This window comes from Verrucomicrobiia bacterium, from assembly GCA_036268055.1.
GTDB lineage: Bacteria > Verrucomicrobiota > Verrucomicrobiia > Limisphaerales > Pedosphaeraceae > DATAUW01.
In genome coordinates this window covers 196732-210842 of the sequence record DATAUW010000016.1, presented here as the reverse complement: position 1 = coordinate 210842, position 14111 = coordinate 196732, and the positions used below count along the sequence as shown (strand labels likewise).

The following is a 14111-nucleotide window of genomic DNA, read 5'->3' as shown; positions in this document are numbered from 1 at the left end:
AGCAACTGCTTCTAACTGATACTCTGAATTGGGCTATGGTTCAAATGTTCAAATGCCCCAGGGCGGGAAATTTTTGCGGTGCATGTACAAAAAAGAGAGCCGGTTTCATTTCTGAAACCGGCCCACTTCAACAATAACCAATAACCCTGAAAAATTCTAAAAAATTAAATATTCGTGCGGGAGTGCAGCAACGCGACGACGATAACCAAGCGACAGAACAGGTAGCTCCACCACTGGGCTTTGGTCAGGTTCCGCGCGTATTTACCGGCGGGTTGGCTGGCCTTCTTCTGGCGCTTGGGAGCACCGGCGGCGCGGAACGGACCGATGTCAACCGAGAGCCACAGGGCGAGCACCGCGAAGCCTGCGAGGAGCATCATGACCGGGCTGTGGGACATGGTCTCCATGATGATGGCTTCGGGACCGACGAGGAGGGCGAGGCGGAAGACAGCGGGAAACAGAACGGAGTTTTTCTTCGCGGCGGGAACCACTGTGGTTTCCGTTGCCGTTGCCGTTGTCATCTGCATTTCCATATTCATCGTGCAAACAGTTAATCACCGGTCCGCGCTTTCGCAAAGTTGAACGAATACGGATTTCTTGTCGGGTCTATTGCGGATGCCCATTTGCGGGCATTGCGGGGATTGAAGTGGCTGCAAAACAAGGATTTAAACGCCAGGCAAGAAGTAAGAATGTAGTTTGCCCCCCTGAAAACATTGGTGAATCTGCGAGATGAAGAAACCGATCGCCAGCGATTCCCTGGTGGATTTTTAATTCAGATAACGCTTCAATTCCGCTTCGGTTCCAGTTGCCGCGAGTACGTAGATTTTATCGCCCACGGTCCAGCTTGCAGTCATGAGGTCGCGCACCTGGCGAAATTCCGGCTGGCTCGAAGCCGGCGCGTTTTCCACTTTCGCTGCGTCCATCGCGAACAGATATACCGCGTGTTGAGACGCCGGATCCTTGAGGCAAATCATGGAGACATTGCGATCGCGCCAGGCCAGCGTCGCGCAACCTTCACCGGCAAGGATGGTGAGCGGCTTGGGCAAGGTGTAATCAGGGCATTGATGGCTCAAAAGGTAGGTGTGAATCTCCACGAGGTTCGTGTTGAACATCGTCATCGCATAACCGCGCTGTGGAAGCTTTGCCATGCGGTCGCGATAATCACTGAAATTATCCTGGCGCGTCTGGCTGAAAATCATCCACGAAATAATTCCGAGCAACGCTACCATTGCCGCCGCCGTCAACGGCAGCCACCATTTCCGCAGGTCAATTATTTTTCCGCGCTGCTGCGCCTCGATGCGCATGATTCTCGCCTGCAAATCTGAGGGCACCGGGATTTCTTTCAGACGCGCCCGCATGGTCACGTAAAGGCTGCAATGCCCGGCGAACCAGCGTGCCAATTCTTCATCGGTCTGGGCATAGCGCAACGCCTCGGCGATTTTCGGGTCTTCGGCGTCTTTCGTTCCCGGCCGGAACAGCGATAATATTTCCCGCGCTTCGCACCTATCCATGCAACTCCTTTCGCGCCGACTCGCGCTGGCTGGGGGTGGGACTGGTGACTAATTGTTGCAGTTGTGCAAGCCCCCGGGAGATGCGCGATTGCACGGTTCCCAGCGGCACATTCAAAATCTCGGCGATGTCTTTGTAAGAACAGTCTTCCATGTAAAAAAGTGTCAACGCCGCCTGATAGGGCTCACCAACGCGCTCAAGCAATTCGACGGCGCGGATGGAATCAAGGGCATTCACCATTTCCGGGGCGATGACGGGCAACTCGTGGTCCATCTCTTCCAATTCCGAATGGGGAAACCGCACGACCTTGCGCCGCATGTTCAGAAATTCCCGGTGGAGGGTGGTAAAAAGCCACGTTTTCACTTTGGAGCCATCCCGCAGTTGATGGCCTTTGGTGGCCCAAATGTAAAATGTTTGTTGCGTAAGATCACTGGCGTCGGCCTCTGCCCGCGTCAGACCATAAGCGAACTGGTACAGCGGCCCGTAAAATTGGGCCACCAGCGTATCGAAGTCTAATTCATCAGCCATGTGACCGTTATGTTGGTTAGGACTCGCCAACCGGTCGAATTGTTCCCATTTTTTTAGTCATGGATCGAACACGGATGATTTATCTTCGTCCCGCCGCAATCATTTGTCACTTAACTTTCTACCGTTGGTTTCGCACATCCGAAAGGTTTTTCCGCCCGTTTTGCCCTGTTTTCCGGCCAAAACTCCCTTTACAGTGGCCTCCCTAACTGCTAGCCTGCAGAATCGGTTTGTGTCTCACCTTTTCCCATCGTGACACTTCAATTCCATAGCGGCAGACGTGAGAGCGGTTCGGCTGGGTTGTTTCAAGCTTACCGGTCTCGCGCTGGCGATGGTTTTACCCTGGTTGAATTACTCGTCGTAATTGCCATTATTGCGATCCTTGCGGGGTTGCTTTTCCCCGCGTTGGCACGCTCGCGCTCGCGCGCCCTTGCCCTCGGTTGCGTGAACAATACGCGTCAATTAACCTTCGCATGGTCGCTTTATTCCGGCGATAACGGGGATCGTTTGGTTTACAATCTCGGCGGCGTGGTCGGCAGCAACAGCCTTCTAAACGTCGCCCCGGCCGGCCAGCCCAACTGGGTGGACAACGTCATGGATTGGACAACTGCTCCGGCGAATACCAACACCGCATTCGTCTCGACCTCGCTGCTTGGACCTTACACCGGTTATTCGGCGAGCATTTATAGATGCCCCGCCGATCGCGTGCTAAGCGACGCCCAAAAAAATGCCGGTTTCACCGCGCGGGTGCGCAGCGTCTCGATGAATGCAATGATTGGCGATCCCGGCAACCTGCTCGTCTCCGGCGGCAATATTAACAACAAAGGTTACCGCCAATTTCTCAAGGACGGCGAAATTTTAAATCCGTCGGGAATTTTTGTTTTTCTCGACGAACATCCTGACAGCATCAACGACGGTTATTTTGTCGAGCAATCGCCATCTCCCTTGCCGGGATATGCCAACCCTGATTATAATTGGGTGGACATGCCGGGCTCCTATCACAACGGTGGCTGTAGTTTTTCTTTTGCGGACGGACACTCGGAAATTCATCATTGGCAGTTCAACAGCACCTGCCCACCACCCGTGCCCGATACTCTTGCGCTGCCGCTATGGATTGACTCTTCTGAAAGCGCTGACTTCATCTGGCTTTTTCAACGGATGTCCTTGCCTTCGGGAAATTGAAGTGGATTTTAGAAAGTATTATCGCGCTCGTAACTTCCCGCAATCTTCTGCCGGAATAATGTAAATCCAGCGTGGGTATTGATTGAGCCACCAGCGTTTTGGTCCGACCGGTTTCCATTTGGAAGGGGATGGGTGATTAAGGAATGTGCGCTCGTTGAGTTTTTCCAGAGTTTGCGGCCCGACCAAATAAATATCGGACGGACGCAAATCTTCAAAAACATATTCCTTCGGAAATGGCGCCCCGTACTCAAATGCCAGAAAGCCCGGCGGGATGCGATAGCCGAAAAGATACCGGGCTTGTTCCGTATCCACAAATATCCGGTGCTGCGGACTTGGCTGCAAGGCCAGCGCCGCGTCCCGCTGTTCGCCCTGACCGCGATGAAATTTTCCCGTCAATTCTCCGCCAACCGCAACCAGACTTTTTCCATTGCCGATCAACAACGCCAGAAGAACCACTCCCTGCATCCCGATCGCGCGCCAGCCGGAAATAGTTCTAAAACCGGATCCCAGCAAAAGCAGCGAAGCAAAAATAGGAAACCAGATTGCCCCCGGCCCAAGCATTCCCAGAACACCAGCCATGAGGAAGGTTATCCCCAGCCACGCCACAAACCAGGTTGGACGATCCCACGGGCGGCGACGAAATAATAATAAGAGCAATAGCGGCAACCCCAACAATGGCCATGACAGCACGCCGACTTCATCCATGATAAACATCCGCGTCGAAGAAGATAAATCGGCGACCCGAGTCAGATGAAGACGGAAGGTGTAAAGGAATTCGCCCAGACGAAAATGAATCATCAAAAGAAAAATTAAAAATGATACTCCCAACGCCGTCATTGTGTTTAATAGAACCATCTCCATTTTCGGCCGCGTATTTAAGGGTTCGCGCCAGAGACTAAAAATTGCGAAACAAATGATCGCGACACTAAAAATCGCCATGCGCGGCGCGGTTGAGCCTACGAAAAATAATAGGAGAAAGAATAAAAACAGCCATCGGTGCTTGCGCGGAGCGATCTCAAAAATCATCAGGGCCATCATCAGCATGGCGATGGCCAGAGCATCCGGCCGCAAACCGCCTGTCCTTAAAAATGCCGCCGCCACCGCCACCGGCACGCACCATTCCACCCACGCCGAAGAATGTTTGTGCCGCAATATCGCTATGGTTGCCACGGAGATGAGGCAATACATCGCCATGGGAAATGCGGTCATGGAACCGGCGCTGATGCCGAATAATTTCAACCATCCCGCGAGCAGGTACGAATGAGTTGGCGGGTAAACAAAAAAAGAATGGGCAAGTCCCTGACCAGCGATCAACGGATAATCGAGTCCCCCACCCTGTGCGAGACTCAATCCGCCACTGCAATAAAATAAATCATCTATGTAGGGTTTCGGAAAATCCAGGCACCACAAGGCGGCAAAAAAAATCAGCGCTCCCCACATGGAAATCCCCAGCGAACTTCGCTTGCCTTGGTCTTGATTTGATGCTGTGTTGACCGAGCGCGCTTGAGAATTCATTCGCACAGTTTTGTCGCGCCTTAATTACATAATCCCGGCGTCCTGTCGAACGAAAACAAAAGAATGCCCGACGGCGCGACCGCGCATCCTACCTTGAAGGCGGTGTCAAGAAAACGTCTATAACGATCGCCATATTGGTCCGGAAAATAAAAAAGCCCGTTCCGAAGAACGGGCTTGGTTTGAATTAATTGATCTCGCGCTTAAGCTTTCGCTTCAGCAGAAGCTTCTTCCTTTTTGGCCTTCTTGGCTTTCTTAGGCTTGGCTTCGCCTTCCGGCTTGGTTTCCGTTTCAGCCTTCGCTTCAGGAGCGGGCTCAGCGGCGGCCGTTGCGTCCACCCATTCAAGGATGGCCAACTGCGAAGCATCGCCCTGGCGTTGGTGCAACTTCACGATGCGGGTGTAACCACCGTGGCGCTCTTTCTGGACGGGAGCGAGTTCGTTGAAGAGGATCTTCACGGCGTCTTCCTGGTGCAAACGCGCGGCGGCGAGACGGCGGTCGTGGACCGTGCCGGCCTTGGCGAGAGTGACCATTTTTTCGGCGACAGAACGCGCGGCTTTGGCTTTGGCCAGCGTAGTGGTGACGCGTTTGTGTTTGATCAGGCTGCAAACCAGGTTGGCGAGCATCGCATTGCGGTGCGTGCCGGTACGGCCCAGCTTGGCGGTTCGTTTAAGGTGTCGCATAACAATTATTCCACGGTGGCGGCCACAGCGGCGGCGTCTTCCTTGGGCGTTTCGAGCGTGTCCGCGTCGAAGGTCATGCCCAAAGTCAAGCCGAGCGAGGACAGCTTCTCTTTGATTTCGTTGAGGGATTTTTTGCCGAAGTTGCGGTATTTGAGCATCTCAGCTTCGGTCTTCATGGCCAACTGGCCGACGGTCGTGATGTTCGCGTTGTTGAGGCAGTTGGCGGCGCGGACGCTCAGCTCGATTTCGTTCACGCTCATGCCGAGCAGTTTCTTGAGCTTGGTCTTTTCCTCGTCCTGCTTGTCCACCACTTCTTCGAATTCGATGGCGTTCTTGTCGTAGCCGACGAACACATCCAAATGATGCTGGAGAATAGCCGAGGCTTGCGTGAGCGAGTCATCCGGCGAAATGCGTCCATCCGTCCAGATCTCAATCAGCAAACGGTCATAATCCGTGCGCTGACCGACACGCGCGCTCTCGACTGCGTAACGCACGCGCGTCACGGGCGAGAACAACGAGTCAATCGCGACCACGCCAATGGCTTGGTTGGGCTTTTTGTTTTCATCGCCCGGGCAAAAGCCGCGACCGACTTTGACTTCAAGCTCCATCTCAAATTTTTTCTTCTTGTCGAGCGTGCAGATGTGCTGCTTGGGATTGACAAGTTCAATGTTCTGGTTCAGCTCGATATCGCCGGCGAGCACTTCGCCTTCCTTGTTCACGGAAAGCAAGAGCGTCTGCGGTTCACGGCTGTGGGCCTTGAACAAAATTTTCTTCAAGTTGAGCACGATGTCGGTGACATCTTCCACCACACCGTCAACAGTGGTGAATTCGTGCATGGCGCCGTCAATCTTGATCGAGGTGATGGCCGCTCCTTCGAGAGAAGAGAGCAACACGCGGCGCAGGGAATTGCCGATAGTGTGGCCATAACCGGTTTCAAAGGGTTCGGCGACAAACTTGGCGTAGGTTTCCGTTGCGGTTGACTCTTCCTTGGTCAACCGTTTGGGCATTTCGAAACGTCCTAAACGTACTGGCATGGTTTTCTTTCTGGCAAATGTAATCTGATCGCCCCGGTTTTATTCCCGCGCCGGAACGACCCGTGTATTTGCCTTTTTGTGCCCTTCGCGAGAAGGGCGGTTTTAATTAACGGGAATAAAATTCAACAACGGCCTGCTCGTTCGCGATCGGCTGGATTTCATCCCGGGTAGGGATGCGCATAATCACGCCTTTGAAGCCTTCCTTGTTCAACGAAAGCCAATCGGGCACCGCGCGGCTGGTCGCCATTTCCATGTTCTTGGTGGCAAGCTGGCGCGAGACATTGGACTCTTTGACTTCCACGATATCGTTCACCTTGAGCGCGAACGAAGGGATGTTCACCTTGCGGCCATTGACCTTCACGTGGCCGTGGCTGATCAACTGGCGCGACGCGGAACGCGTGGCGGCAAAACCGAGATGAAATGCGACGTTGTCGAGGCGGGTCTCGAGGATCTGCAACATCTGTTCGCCGGTGACACCGCGGCGGCGGAGTGCGCGCTCATAGACACCACGGAACTGGCGTTCCATGAGGCCGTAGTAATAGCGCAACTTTTGCTTCTCGATCAAGCCGAGGCCGTAATCCGTGTGCTTGCGGCGGGACTTCGGGCCGTGAACGCCGGGGCCGTAATTGCGGCGCTCGAGATATTTCGAGGGGCCAAAGATGGGCACGCCGAAACGGCGGCTGATGCGAACGCGGGGACCTGTATAACGAGCCATAACTTAAAATATTGAGGTTGATTAAACGCGGCGTTTCTTGCGCGGGCGGCAGCCGTTGTGGGGAACGGGCGTGACGTCCTTGATGACGGTGACTTCGAGGCCGATGGCCTGGAGAGCGCGGATGGCCGATTCACGGCCGGAGCCAGGACCCTTCACGCGCACTTCGATTTCGCGCATGCCGTGGGCCATCGCCTGGCGGGCGGCGTCCTGAGCGACTTGCTGCGCCGCATACGCGGTGCTCTTGCGCGAACCCTTGAAACCCACCCGGCCGGCACTGGACCAGCCCAGCAAATTGCCGTGCAAATCCGTGATGCTTACCTGGGTGTTGTTGAAGGTCGCGAGGATGTTCGCGATGCCGGTGGAAATATTTTTCGCACCCTTGGCCTTGATGATTTTCTTGGCATTGGGATCGTCCGCGAGCAACTCCGCCGCGGTGGGAGCCACAGCCGCGGCGACGACGCCTTCGGCAGGTTTCGCTTCAGCAGCGCCTTCAGCACCGGCAGCGGGTTTCTTCGCGGGCTTCGCTTCGCCGGCTTTGGCGGCCGTCTTTTCCTCGGCGGCGCCTTCGGGTTTCGCTTCCTTTTTGGGAGCCGGTTTCTTTTTTTCTTCAGCCATAAAAATTGATTAGTGGATGCCGGTTTTGGCGTTGGGATTGCGTTGCACGCCGACAGTCTTGCGCGGGCCTTTGCGCGTGCGCGCATTCGTCTGGGTGCGCTGGCCGCGGACGGGCAGACTGCGCAGATGGCGAATGCCGCGGTAACACTTGATGCCCTGAAGGCGCTTGAGGTTCATGCCCAGTTCGCGGCGCAGATCGCCCTCGATGACGTATTTGCCGTCCTGGATGGCGTGAACGATCTGCGACATCTGCTGCTCGTTCAGGTCCTTCGCGCGGATGCTCGGGTCAATCTTCGCTTTTTCGAGGATGACCTTGGCGTTGACCGGGCCGATGCCGTAGATGTAGCGAAGTGCGATATCAATGCGCTTCTCGCCGGGAATTTCCACTCCAATAATGCGTGCCATAAAATTCTATTATCCTTGACGTTGTTTGTGGCGGGCATTCGTGCAAATGACACGGATGACGCCTTTGCGCCGGACGACCTTGCAGTTGTCGCAAAGCTTTTTTACTGATGCGCGAACTTTCATAATTTTTTCTCGTTGCTCACTATGCAGCCGTTCGACAAATCGAACAGCGACATCTCTAACATTACCTTATCGCCAGCCGCCAAACTCACCGCGTTTTTGCGGGCCTGGCCCTTAAAATGCGCCAGCACCCGATGTCCGTTGGCCAACTCGACCCGATACATCGCGTGCGGCAAAGCTTCCACTACTGAGCCTTCAACTTCGATGGCATCCGCTCGGGCCATGTCAAAATCTCCGGCTCACCTTCAGTGACTAAAACCGTATGCTCAAAATGGGCGGATAGTGAACCATCCTGCGTCACTACTGTCCAGCCATCATTTAAAATTTTTACTCCGGGCGTCCCGGCGTTGACCATCGGCTCAATCGCCAGCGTCATTCCCGGACGCAGCTTCGGGGACGATTTTCCGTCCACAAAGTTCGGTATCTGCGGCTCTTCATGCATCGAGCGGCCCACGCCGTGGCCCACGAACTCGCGCACGACACTGAACCCGTTGCTTTCAACGTAGTTCTGTATGGCCCGCGAGATGTCCGAAACTCGCTTGCCGGAAACTGCCTGTGCAATTCCTTCATACAGCGACTTTTCCGTTACATCCATCAACCGCTGGGCCGGTACACCGCAACCACCGACTGCCACTGTCCGCGCCGTGTCTCCGATAAATCCGTTATACACAACGCCGACGTCCAAACTAACTATGTCACCAAATTCCACCCGGCGCAGTCCCGCCAGACCGTGTACGACCTGCTCATTTACCGAGATGCAGATATTACACGGATACTTACGATAACCTAAAAACGCACTCTTGCCACCGTAACTCTTGATCCGGGACGCCGCATAGACATCAATGTCTTTCGTCGTCATGCCCGGCTTCACGAACGCCGCCACTTCATCCAACACCGTTCCGGCCAGCGTGCAAGCGGGCCGCATCGCTTCCAAGTCCCGCTCATTTTTCAGAACAATCATTTTGAGCCAGCTCAAATCTGCCTTTCAAACCGGAATCGTCTCCGGTCGGATGGCGATTAAAATCTGCCGCGCAAACGTGAACCGCCGCCACCGCGCTTGCCTTTAAGAAAGCCGTCGTAATGGCGCATCATCAGGTGCGATTCCATCTGGCGCATCGTGTCCAGCAGCACACCCACAAGAATCAGCATGCTCGTGCCGCCGAAGAATGTGGAGACCGCAATCGGAATATGCATCCAGCTTGCGAGGAAAATCGGGATTACTGCGATGACCGTCAGAAACACCGCCCCCGCCAGCGTAATGCGGCTCATGGCATTGTGGAGATAATTGCTGGTGGCCTGGCCAGGGCGCACGCCCGGCACATAACCACCGTTCTTCTTCAAGTCATCGGAAATCTGCAACTCATTGAATTGTGTAGCCGTCCAGAAATACGAGAAAAACAAAATCATTAGAGAGTAGATGATGATATAAACCATCGAACGCTCTGTCAGCAACGCCCCGATGCGGCTCAAAAACTTCAACGCAGGAACCGCGGCGCCAATCTTGGAGAACATTTGCTGCGGAACCATCAGAATCGCCTGCGCAAAAATGATCGGCATCACGCCGGCAAAATTTAATCGCAACGGCAGGAAGGACGTTCCGCCCGAATACATCTTGCGGCCGACAGCGCGCTGAGCGTATTGCACCGGAATCTTGCGCTCAGCTTGCGTGACCGCAATGACACCCGCCACAACCGCTGCAAGTAACAACAGCAACGCAACCGCGTGACCGAGATTATATTGGCGCTCGATACCAGCCGGTGGGAAAAACATATCGCCCAATGATCGAATGGCGGCCGGCAAACGCGCCAGGATGCCGATGGTGATGATCAGCGAAATGCCGTTGCCGATGCCGCGATCGGTGATCTGCTCACCGAGCCACATCAACAACAGAGTGCCCGTCGTCAGCACAATCGTCGTCTGGATGCGATACCACCAGATATTGTCAGACAACACTAACTGTCCATTAAACCCATTGATATGTTCCCAGCCATACGCCGTGAACAAGCCTTGGCCCGCACACAGCAAAACCGTTAGGTACCGGCCATATTTGATGATCTTGACGCGGCCACCTTCTTCACGCGCCATTTTGCTCAAGCTGCCCACGACTGCGGTGAGCAACTGCAGCACGATTGTCGCACTGATGTAAGGCATGATGCCCAACGCGCCGACCGCGCAATTTTCCAGCGCGCCGCCGGTGAACAGATTATACATGCTCAACGCGCCGCCGTTGCCGCCGGAGTTCGAGTGCAGGAATTCCGTTAACGCCTTGCCGTCCAATCCGGGAACGCGGATGTACGCCTCAAGACGGCAAATCGCAAGCAGCAAAAACGTGAAGCCAATGCGCGACTTCAACTCCGGGATCTTGAAGCAGTTACTGAAGGTATTAAGGATTGAGCGGAACATGTCTCAGTGGTGCAGAGGCTATGCGCCCGCAGGTTTGGAAGATTTGGCTTTCCTGGCCTTCTCAGGTTTTGCATAACCCTGCGGACGGACACGATCCGTATTGATGATTTCGCAGGTGCCGCCCTTGGCTTCAATTTTCGACTTGGCGGAAGCACTGAACGCATGCGCGCTCACGGTGAGTTTCTTGGAAACTTCGCCGGTGCCGAGAATCTTGATGCGGGTCATTTTGCCATTCGCCAGGCCGAGGCTGCGCAAGGCCGTTTCGTCCACGCGCGCACCTTCTTCAAAGCTGTTCAACTCGTCGAGATTGACGGGAATGTATTCCGTGCCGTGGCTGGTGTTGTTGAACCCGCGCTTGGGAATGCGGCGGATGAGGGGCATCTGGCCGCCTTCAAAACCGGGGCGGATGGAACTGCCCGAGCGCGCGGTCTGGCCTTTGCCACCGCGTCCGCTGGTCTTGCCGTGGCCGCTGGATTCACCCTGGCCAATGCGCTTGCGGCGATGTTTGGCGCCGGGACGGTATTTGAGATCGTGTAAACGCATAAATTTGATTATTCAGTGACGGTTGCAGCCGGTTCCGCAGGTGCGGGAGGCGGCGTCTTTTTTACCGCGAGACCGCGGCTCTTATAAATATCTTCGCGCAAACGAAGGCGTTGAAGCGCCTGCAATGTTGCTTTCACCACGTTTGCCGGATTTTTTGAACCGAGCGATTTCGTGAGGATGTCGCGCACGCCGGCGGATTCCAGCACGGAGCGGACGGTCTTGCCCGCGATGATGCCCGTTCCAGGAGAAGCGGGACGCAGCAAAACTTTCGCGCCGTCGTAGTGTGACAAAATTTCGTGCGGGATGGTGGCGTCTTTCAACGACACGCTAACCATGTGCTGGCGCGCGAGTTCGCCGCCTTTGCGGATGGCGTCGGCCACTTCGCTGGCCTTGCCCAAACCGATGCCCACGCGGCCGCGCTTGTCACCGACCACCACGAGTGCGCTGAAATTAAAACGGCGTCCGCCTTTGACCACTTTCGCGGAACGGTTAATGAACACGACTTTTTCGACGAGTTCCTGCGAGGACGATCCATCGCCGCCGGATTCCGGCGCATTTTCTCCGGGACCCGCATTGCGGCGCCCACGGCCAAAGCCGCGCCCGCCACGTGGTCCGCCGGGACCGCCACCGCTATTGCCACCGCCACCTGCTCTAGATATATCAGCCACAGTATTTATTGGTTGAATTAAAATTTAAGCCCGGCTTCACGCGCGGCATCCGCCAGCGCTTTCACCTTGCCATGATAACGGGCCGTGCCACGGTCAAACACGACCTGGCTGATGCCTTTGCTCTTCGCCGCCTCGGCGGCTTTCGTGCCGACCGTCTTGGCGGACGCCACGTTGCCGTTCAATTTTTCGCGGTTCGGCATGTCCTTGTGCACCGTTGAAGCCGAGGCCAGCGTAACGCCGGTCTTATCGTCAATGAACTGCACGTGAATGTTCTGGTTGCTGAAGCAGACGCTCATGCGGGGACGATCTTTCGTTCCGATGACTTTTTTACGTATGCGCCAGTGGCGAAGTTGCCCAAGTCGTTGTTTCTTTTCGGTTCTCATTGCTTTGGGGTCACGGATGCGCCGTAACCGGTTAATTATTATTGAACAGTCTTGCCTTCTTTGCGGATGACCTTCTCGCCGGCATAGCGAACGCCCTTGCCTTTGTACGGTTCCGGCGGGTAATAGCTGCGGATCTCCGCGGCCACGCGGCCCACGACGGCTTTGTCCGGTCCCTCGATGACCAGTTTGGTATTTTCCTCGACCGTGACCTTGATTTGGTCAGGGATAGGATAAAGCAGCGGATGTGAATAGCCCAGGCTCAGGTTCACATTCTTGCCCTGCACGGCGGCTTTGAAACCGACGCCCTGAATTTCCAGACGCTTCACGAAACCTTCGCTCACACCTTTGATCATGTTATTGACCAGCGCGCGGCTGAGTCCGTGCATCGCCTTCGCTTCGGCGTCTTCGCCTTCGCGGCTGACGATGACCTTGTCGCCCTCGACCTTCAAACTGGTGCGGCGGTGGAGTTCCAGGTTGAGTTTGCCCTTGGCGCCCTCGACCGAAACTTTCTGGCCGTTCACCGCCACCTTGACCTTGGGCGGAATGACAATCGGTTGTTTTCCAATGCGTGACATAACTTTAAAATTTTACCAAACGTAACAAATCAATTCCCCCCCGAGATTGTTCTTGCGGGCTTGCGTGCCGGTCATCACGCCTTGCGACGTGGAGACGACTGAGATACCGAGGCCGTTGCGCACTTGCGGAATTTCCGTCGCGCCCACATAGCGGCGCAGACCGGGCGTACTCACGCGGCGCAAACCTTCGATCACACTTTTGCGGCCTTCGTACTTCAGCTTGAGCTTGATCTTCTTGGGCACTTTGCCTTCGACGGCCACTTCGGCCACGTAGCCTTCTTTTTTCAGGATGTGCGCGATGCTCTCCTTCATTTTGGAGTGCGGCATTTCGACGCCGGGCAGCATGACGCGGCTGGCGTTGCGAATGCGGGTCAACATGTCAGAAATCGTGTCAGTCATAAAATTTACCAGCTCGCTTTCGTTACGCCCGGGATCAATCCGTTCAAGGCCGCTTCACGGAAAGTCAAACGCGAGCAGTTGAACTTGCGCAGATAACCGTGGCGGCGTCCGCTCATTGCGCAACGGTTCACGACGCGCGTGGGACTCGCATTGCGGGGCAGCTTGGCCAGGCCGGCGTAATCGCCCTTGGCTTTCAACTCGGCACGCAGCGCGGCGTACTTCTTAACCGTCTCGGCTTTTTTCTTATTGCGCTCCAACCATGATTTCTTAGCCATAAAATTATCTTCCTTCCGCGAAGGGCATGCCCATCAGTTTCAACAAATCCAACGCTTCCGCATCCGTCGGCGCGCTGGTCACAATCGTGATGTCCATTCCCTGTTGCCGCTTGATCTTGTCCAATTCGATCTCCGGAAAAATCGTCTGGTCGGAAACACCCAGCGAGTAGTTCCCGCGTCCGTCAAACGAGCGCGTCGAGATGCCGCGAAAATCGCGGATGCGCGGCAGCGCGGCGGCGACGAGGCGGTCAAAAAATTCATACATCGCTTCGCGGCGCAGCGTCACGCGGCAGCCGATGGGCTGGTTTTCGCGCAGCTTAAAATTGGCGATGCTCTTGCGCGAAAGGCTGATGACCGGCTTGCGGCCCGTGATCATCGCAAGGTCTTTCGCGGCGTCGTCAATCGCGCCCTTTTCGAGCGAGGCGCTCACGCCCATGTTAACGACGATTTTTTCCATGCGCGGAACCTGGTGCACGTTTGTGTACTTGCGCTTTTCCTGGAGCGCGGGCCGCACTTCGTTGACAAATTTTTCGTAGAGTCTTGGTTTCATTTTTGTGATCCCGGATTT

21 protein-coding genes are annotated in these 14111 nt (G+C 55.3%); 1 reads left to right on the top strand and 20 read right to left on the bottom strand.

Annotated elements, in window-relative coordinates; all coding sequences use genetic code 11:
* Positions 1-164: 164 nt before the first annotated feature.
* From VH413_09750 to VH413_09740, 3 genes are all read right to left on the bottom strand, one after another.
* Positions 165-536 carry a hypothetical protein gene (locus VH413_09750; protein ID HEX3798972.1) on the bottom strand — a complete coding sequence of 124 codons (372 nt, stop codon included), beginning with the start codon at positions 534-536 and terminating at the stop codon, positions 165-167.
* Between the two features lie 228 nt (positions 537-764).
* Positions 765-1508 carry a hypothetical protein gene (locus tag VH413_09745; protein HEX3798971.1) on the bottom strand — a complete coding sequence of 248 codons (744 nt, stop codon included), beginning with the start codon at positions 1506-1508 and terminating at the stop codon, positions 765-767.
* Entirely contained in the window at positions 1501-2034 is a 534-nt protein-coding gene (locus VH413_09740; GenBank protein ID HEX3798970.1) for an RNA polymerase sigma factor, read from the bottom strand. The genes VH413_09745 and VH413_09740 overlap by 8 nt, the downstream gene beginning before the upstream one ends.
* 249 nt (positions 2035-2283) lie before the next feature.
* Between VH413_09740 and VH413_09735 the strand changes: the two genes are divergently transcribed.
* Positions 2284-3213, top strand: coding sequence for a prepilin-type N-terminal cleavage/methylation domain-containing protein (locus tag VH413_09735; GenBank protein ID HEX3798969.1), 930 nt, complete (start codon positions 2284-2286; stop codon positions 3211-3213).
* Between the two features lie 18 nt (positions 3214-3231).
* On the opposite strand, the gene VH413_09730 is transcribed toward VH413_09735, so the two are convergent.
* The 17 genes from VH413_09730 to rplE form a co-directional block, all read right to left on the bottom strand.
* Positions 3232-4314 (bottom strand): hypothetical protein, encoded by a 1083-nt coding sequence (locus VH413_09730; GenBank protein ID HEX3798968.1) that lies wholly within the window; start codon positions 4312-4314, stop codon positions 3232-3234.
* Positions 4315-4928: 614 nt separating this feature from the next.
* The gene (rplQ, locus tag VH413_09725; protein HEX3798967.1) at positions 4929-5408 is read right to left on the bottom strand and encodes a 50S ribosomal protein L17; all 480 of its coding nucleotides are present in this window, start codon (positions 5406-5408) and stop codon (positions 4929-4931) included.
* A 5-nt stretch (positions 5409-5413) separates the two neighbouring features.
* Positions 5414-6442 (bottom strand): DNA-directed RNA polymerase subunit alpha, encoded by a 1029-nt coding sequence (locus VH413_09720; protein HEX3798966.1) that lies wholly within the window; start codon positions 6440-6442, stop codon positions 5414-5416.
* Between the two features lie 106 nt (positions 6443-6548).
* Complete coding sequence (gene rpsD, locus VH413_09715; protein HEX3798965.1) at positions 6549-7157, bottom strand: 30S ribosomal protein S4; 609 nt, start codon at positions 7155-7157, stop codon at positions 6549-6551.
* A 21-nt stretch (positions 7158-7178) separates the two neighbouring features.
* Entirely contained in the window at positions 7179-7772 is a 594-nt protein-coding gene (gene rpsK, locus VH413_09710; GenBank protein ID HEX3798964.1) for a 30S ribosomal protein S11, read from the bottom strand.
* 9 nt (positions 7773-7781) lie between these two features.
* Positions 7782-8177, bottom strand: a complete 396-nt coding sequence (gene rpsM / locus VH413_09705) for a 30S ribosomal protein S13 (GenBank protein HEX3798963.1) — start codon at positions 8175-8177, stop codon at positions 7782-7784.
* A 9-nt stretch (positions 8178-8186) separates the two neighbouring features.
* Positions 8187-8300, bottom strand: coding sequence for a 50S ribosomal protein L36 (rpmJ, locus tag VH413_09700; GenBank protein HEX3798962.1), 114 nt, complete (start codon positions 8298-8300; stop codon positions 8187-8189).
* Positions 8297-8521 (bottom strand): translation initiation factor IF-1, encoded by a 225-nt coding sequence (infA, locus tag VH413_09695; protein HEX3798961.1) that lies wholly within the window; start codon positions 8519-8521, stop codon positions 8297-8299. The genes rpmJ and infA overlap by 4 nt, the downstream gene beginning before the upstream one ends.
* Positions 8482-9258: a type I methionyl aminopeptidase gene (map, locus tag VH413_09690; GenBank protein HEX3798960.1), complete on the bottom strand. Its 777-nt coding sequence runs from the start codon at positions 9256-9258 to the stop codon at positions 8482-8484. The genes infA and map overlap by 40 nt, the downstream gene beginning before the upstream one ends.
* A gap of 56 nt (positions 9259-9314) precedes the next feature.
* A complete protein-coding gene (gene secY / locus VH413_09685) occupies positions 9315-10649 on the bottom strand; it encodes a preprotein translocase subunit SecY (GenBank protein HEX3798959.1) in 1335 nt (444 codons plus the stop codon).
* A 69-nt stretch (positions 10650-10718) separates the two neighbouring features.
* Positions 10719-11243 carry a 50S ribosomal protein L15 gene (gene rplO, locus VH413_09680; GenBank protein HEX3798958.1) on the bottom strand — a complete coding sequence of 175 codons (525 nt, stop codon included), beginning with the start codon at positions 11241-11243 and terminating at the stop codon, positions 10719-10721.
* 8 nt (positions 11244-11251) lie between these two features.
* Positions 11252-11911 carry a 30S ribosomal protein S5 gene (gene rpsE, locus VH413_09675; GenBank protein ID HEX3798957.1) on the bottom strand — a complete coding sequence of 220 codons (660 nt, stop codon included), beginning with the start codon at positions 11909-11911 and terminating at the stop codon, positions 11252-11254.
* Between the two features lie 17 nt (positions 11912-11928).
* Positions 11929-12294, bottom strand: a complete 366-nt coding sequence (gene rplR, locus VH413_09670; protein HEX3798956.1) for a 50S ribosomal protein L18 — start codon at positions 12292-12294, stop codon at positions 11929-11931.
* 38 nt (positions 12295-12332) lie between these two features.
* Complete coding sequence (rplF, locus tag VH413_09665; protein HEX3798955.1) at positions 12333-12869, bottom strand: 50S ribosomal protein L6; 537 nt, start codon at positions 12867-12869, stop codon at positions 12333-12335.
* Positions 12870-12881: 12 nt separating this feature from the next.
* Positions 12882-13268, bottom strand: coding sequence for a 30S ribosomal protein S8 (gene rpsH, locus VH413_09660; protein ID HEX3798954.1), 387 nt, complete (start codon positions 13266-13268; stop codon positions 12882-12884).
* Positions 13269-13273: 5 nt separating this feature from the next.
* Positions 13274-13543, bottom strand: a complete 270-nt coding sequence (rpsN, locus tag VH413_09655; protein HEX3798953.1) for a 30S ribosomal protein S14 — start codon at positions 13541-13543, stop codon at positions 13274-13276.
* 4 nt (positions 13544-13547) lie between these two features.
* Complete coding sequence (rplE, locus tag VH413_09650; protein ID HEX3798952.1) at positions 13548-14093, bottom strand: 50S ribosomal protein L5; 546 nt, start codon at positions 14091-14093, stop codon at positions 13548-13550.
* Positions 14094-14111 lie beyond the last annotated feature (18 nt).

Excerpts from the sequence above, each read along its gene's own strand:
- VH413_09750 (HEX3798972.1), bottom strand. The coding sequence starts at position 536 with ATGAATATGGAAATGCAGATGACAACGGCAACGGCAACGGAAACCACA.
- VH413_09745 (HEX3798971.1), bottom strand. The coding sequence starts at position 1,508 with ATGGATAGGTGCGAAGCGCGGGAAATATTATCGCTGTTCCGGCCGGGA.
- VH413_09740 (HEX3798970.1), bottom strand. The coding sequence starts at position 2,034 with ATGGCTGATGAATTAGACTTCGATACGCTGGTGGCCCAATTTTACGGG.
- rplQ (HEX3798967.1), bottom strand. The coding sequence starts at position 5,408 with ATGCGACACCTTAAACGAACCGCCAAGCTGGGCCGTACCGGCACGCAC.
- VH413_09720 (HEX3798966.1), bottom strand. The coding sequence starts at position 6,442 with ATGCCAGTACGTTTAGGACGTTTCGAAATGCCCAAACGGTTGACCAAG.
- rpsD (HEX3798965.1), bottom strand. The coding sequence starts at position 7,157 with ATGGCTCGTTATACAGGTCCCCGCGTTCGCATCAGCCGCCGTTTCGGC.
- rpsK (HEX3798964.1), bottom strand. The coding sequence starts at position 7,772 with ATGGCTGAAGAAAAAAAGAAACCGGCTCCCAAAAAGGAAGCGAAACCC.
- rpsM (HEX3798963.1), bottom strand. The coding sequence starts at position 8,177 with ATGGCACGCATTATTGGAGTGGAAATTCCCGGCGAGAAGCGCATTGAT.
- rpmJ (HEX3798962.1), bottom strand. The coding sequence starts at position 8,300 with ATGAAAGTTCGCGCATCAGTAAAAAAGCTTTGCGACAACTGCAAGGTC.
- infA (HEX3798961.1), bottom strand. The coding sequence starts at position 8,521 with ATGGCCCGAGCGGATGCCATCGAAGTTGAAGGCTCAGTAGTGGAAGCT.
- map (HEX3798960.1), bottom strand. The coding sequence starts at position 9,258 with ATGATTGTTCTGAAAAATGAGCGGGACTTGGAAGCGATGCGGCCCGCT.
- rplO (HEX3798958.1), bottom strand. The coding sequence starts at position 11,243 with ATGCGTTTACACGATCTCAAATACCGTCCCGGCGCCAAACATCGCCGC.
- rplR (HEX3798956.1), bottom strand. The coding sequence starts at position 12,294 with ATGAGAACCGAAAAGAAACAACGACTTGGGCAACTTCGCCACTGGCGC.
- rplF (HEX3798955.1), bottom strand. The coding sequence starts at position 12,869 with ATGTCACGCATTGGAAAACAACCGATTGTCATTCCGCCCAAGGTCAAG.
- rpsH (HEX3798954.1), bottom strand. The coding sequence starts at position 13,268 with ATGACTGACACGATTTCTGACATGTTGACCCGCATTCGCAACGCCAGC.
- rpsN (HEX3798953.1), bottom strand. The coding sequence starts at position 13,543 with ATGGCTAAGAAATCATGGTTGGAGCGCAATAAGAAAAAAGCCGAGACG.
- rplE (HEX3798952.1), bottom strand. The coding sequence starts at position 14,093 with ATGAAACCAAGACTCTACGAAAAATTTGTCAACGAAGTGCGGCCCGCG.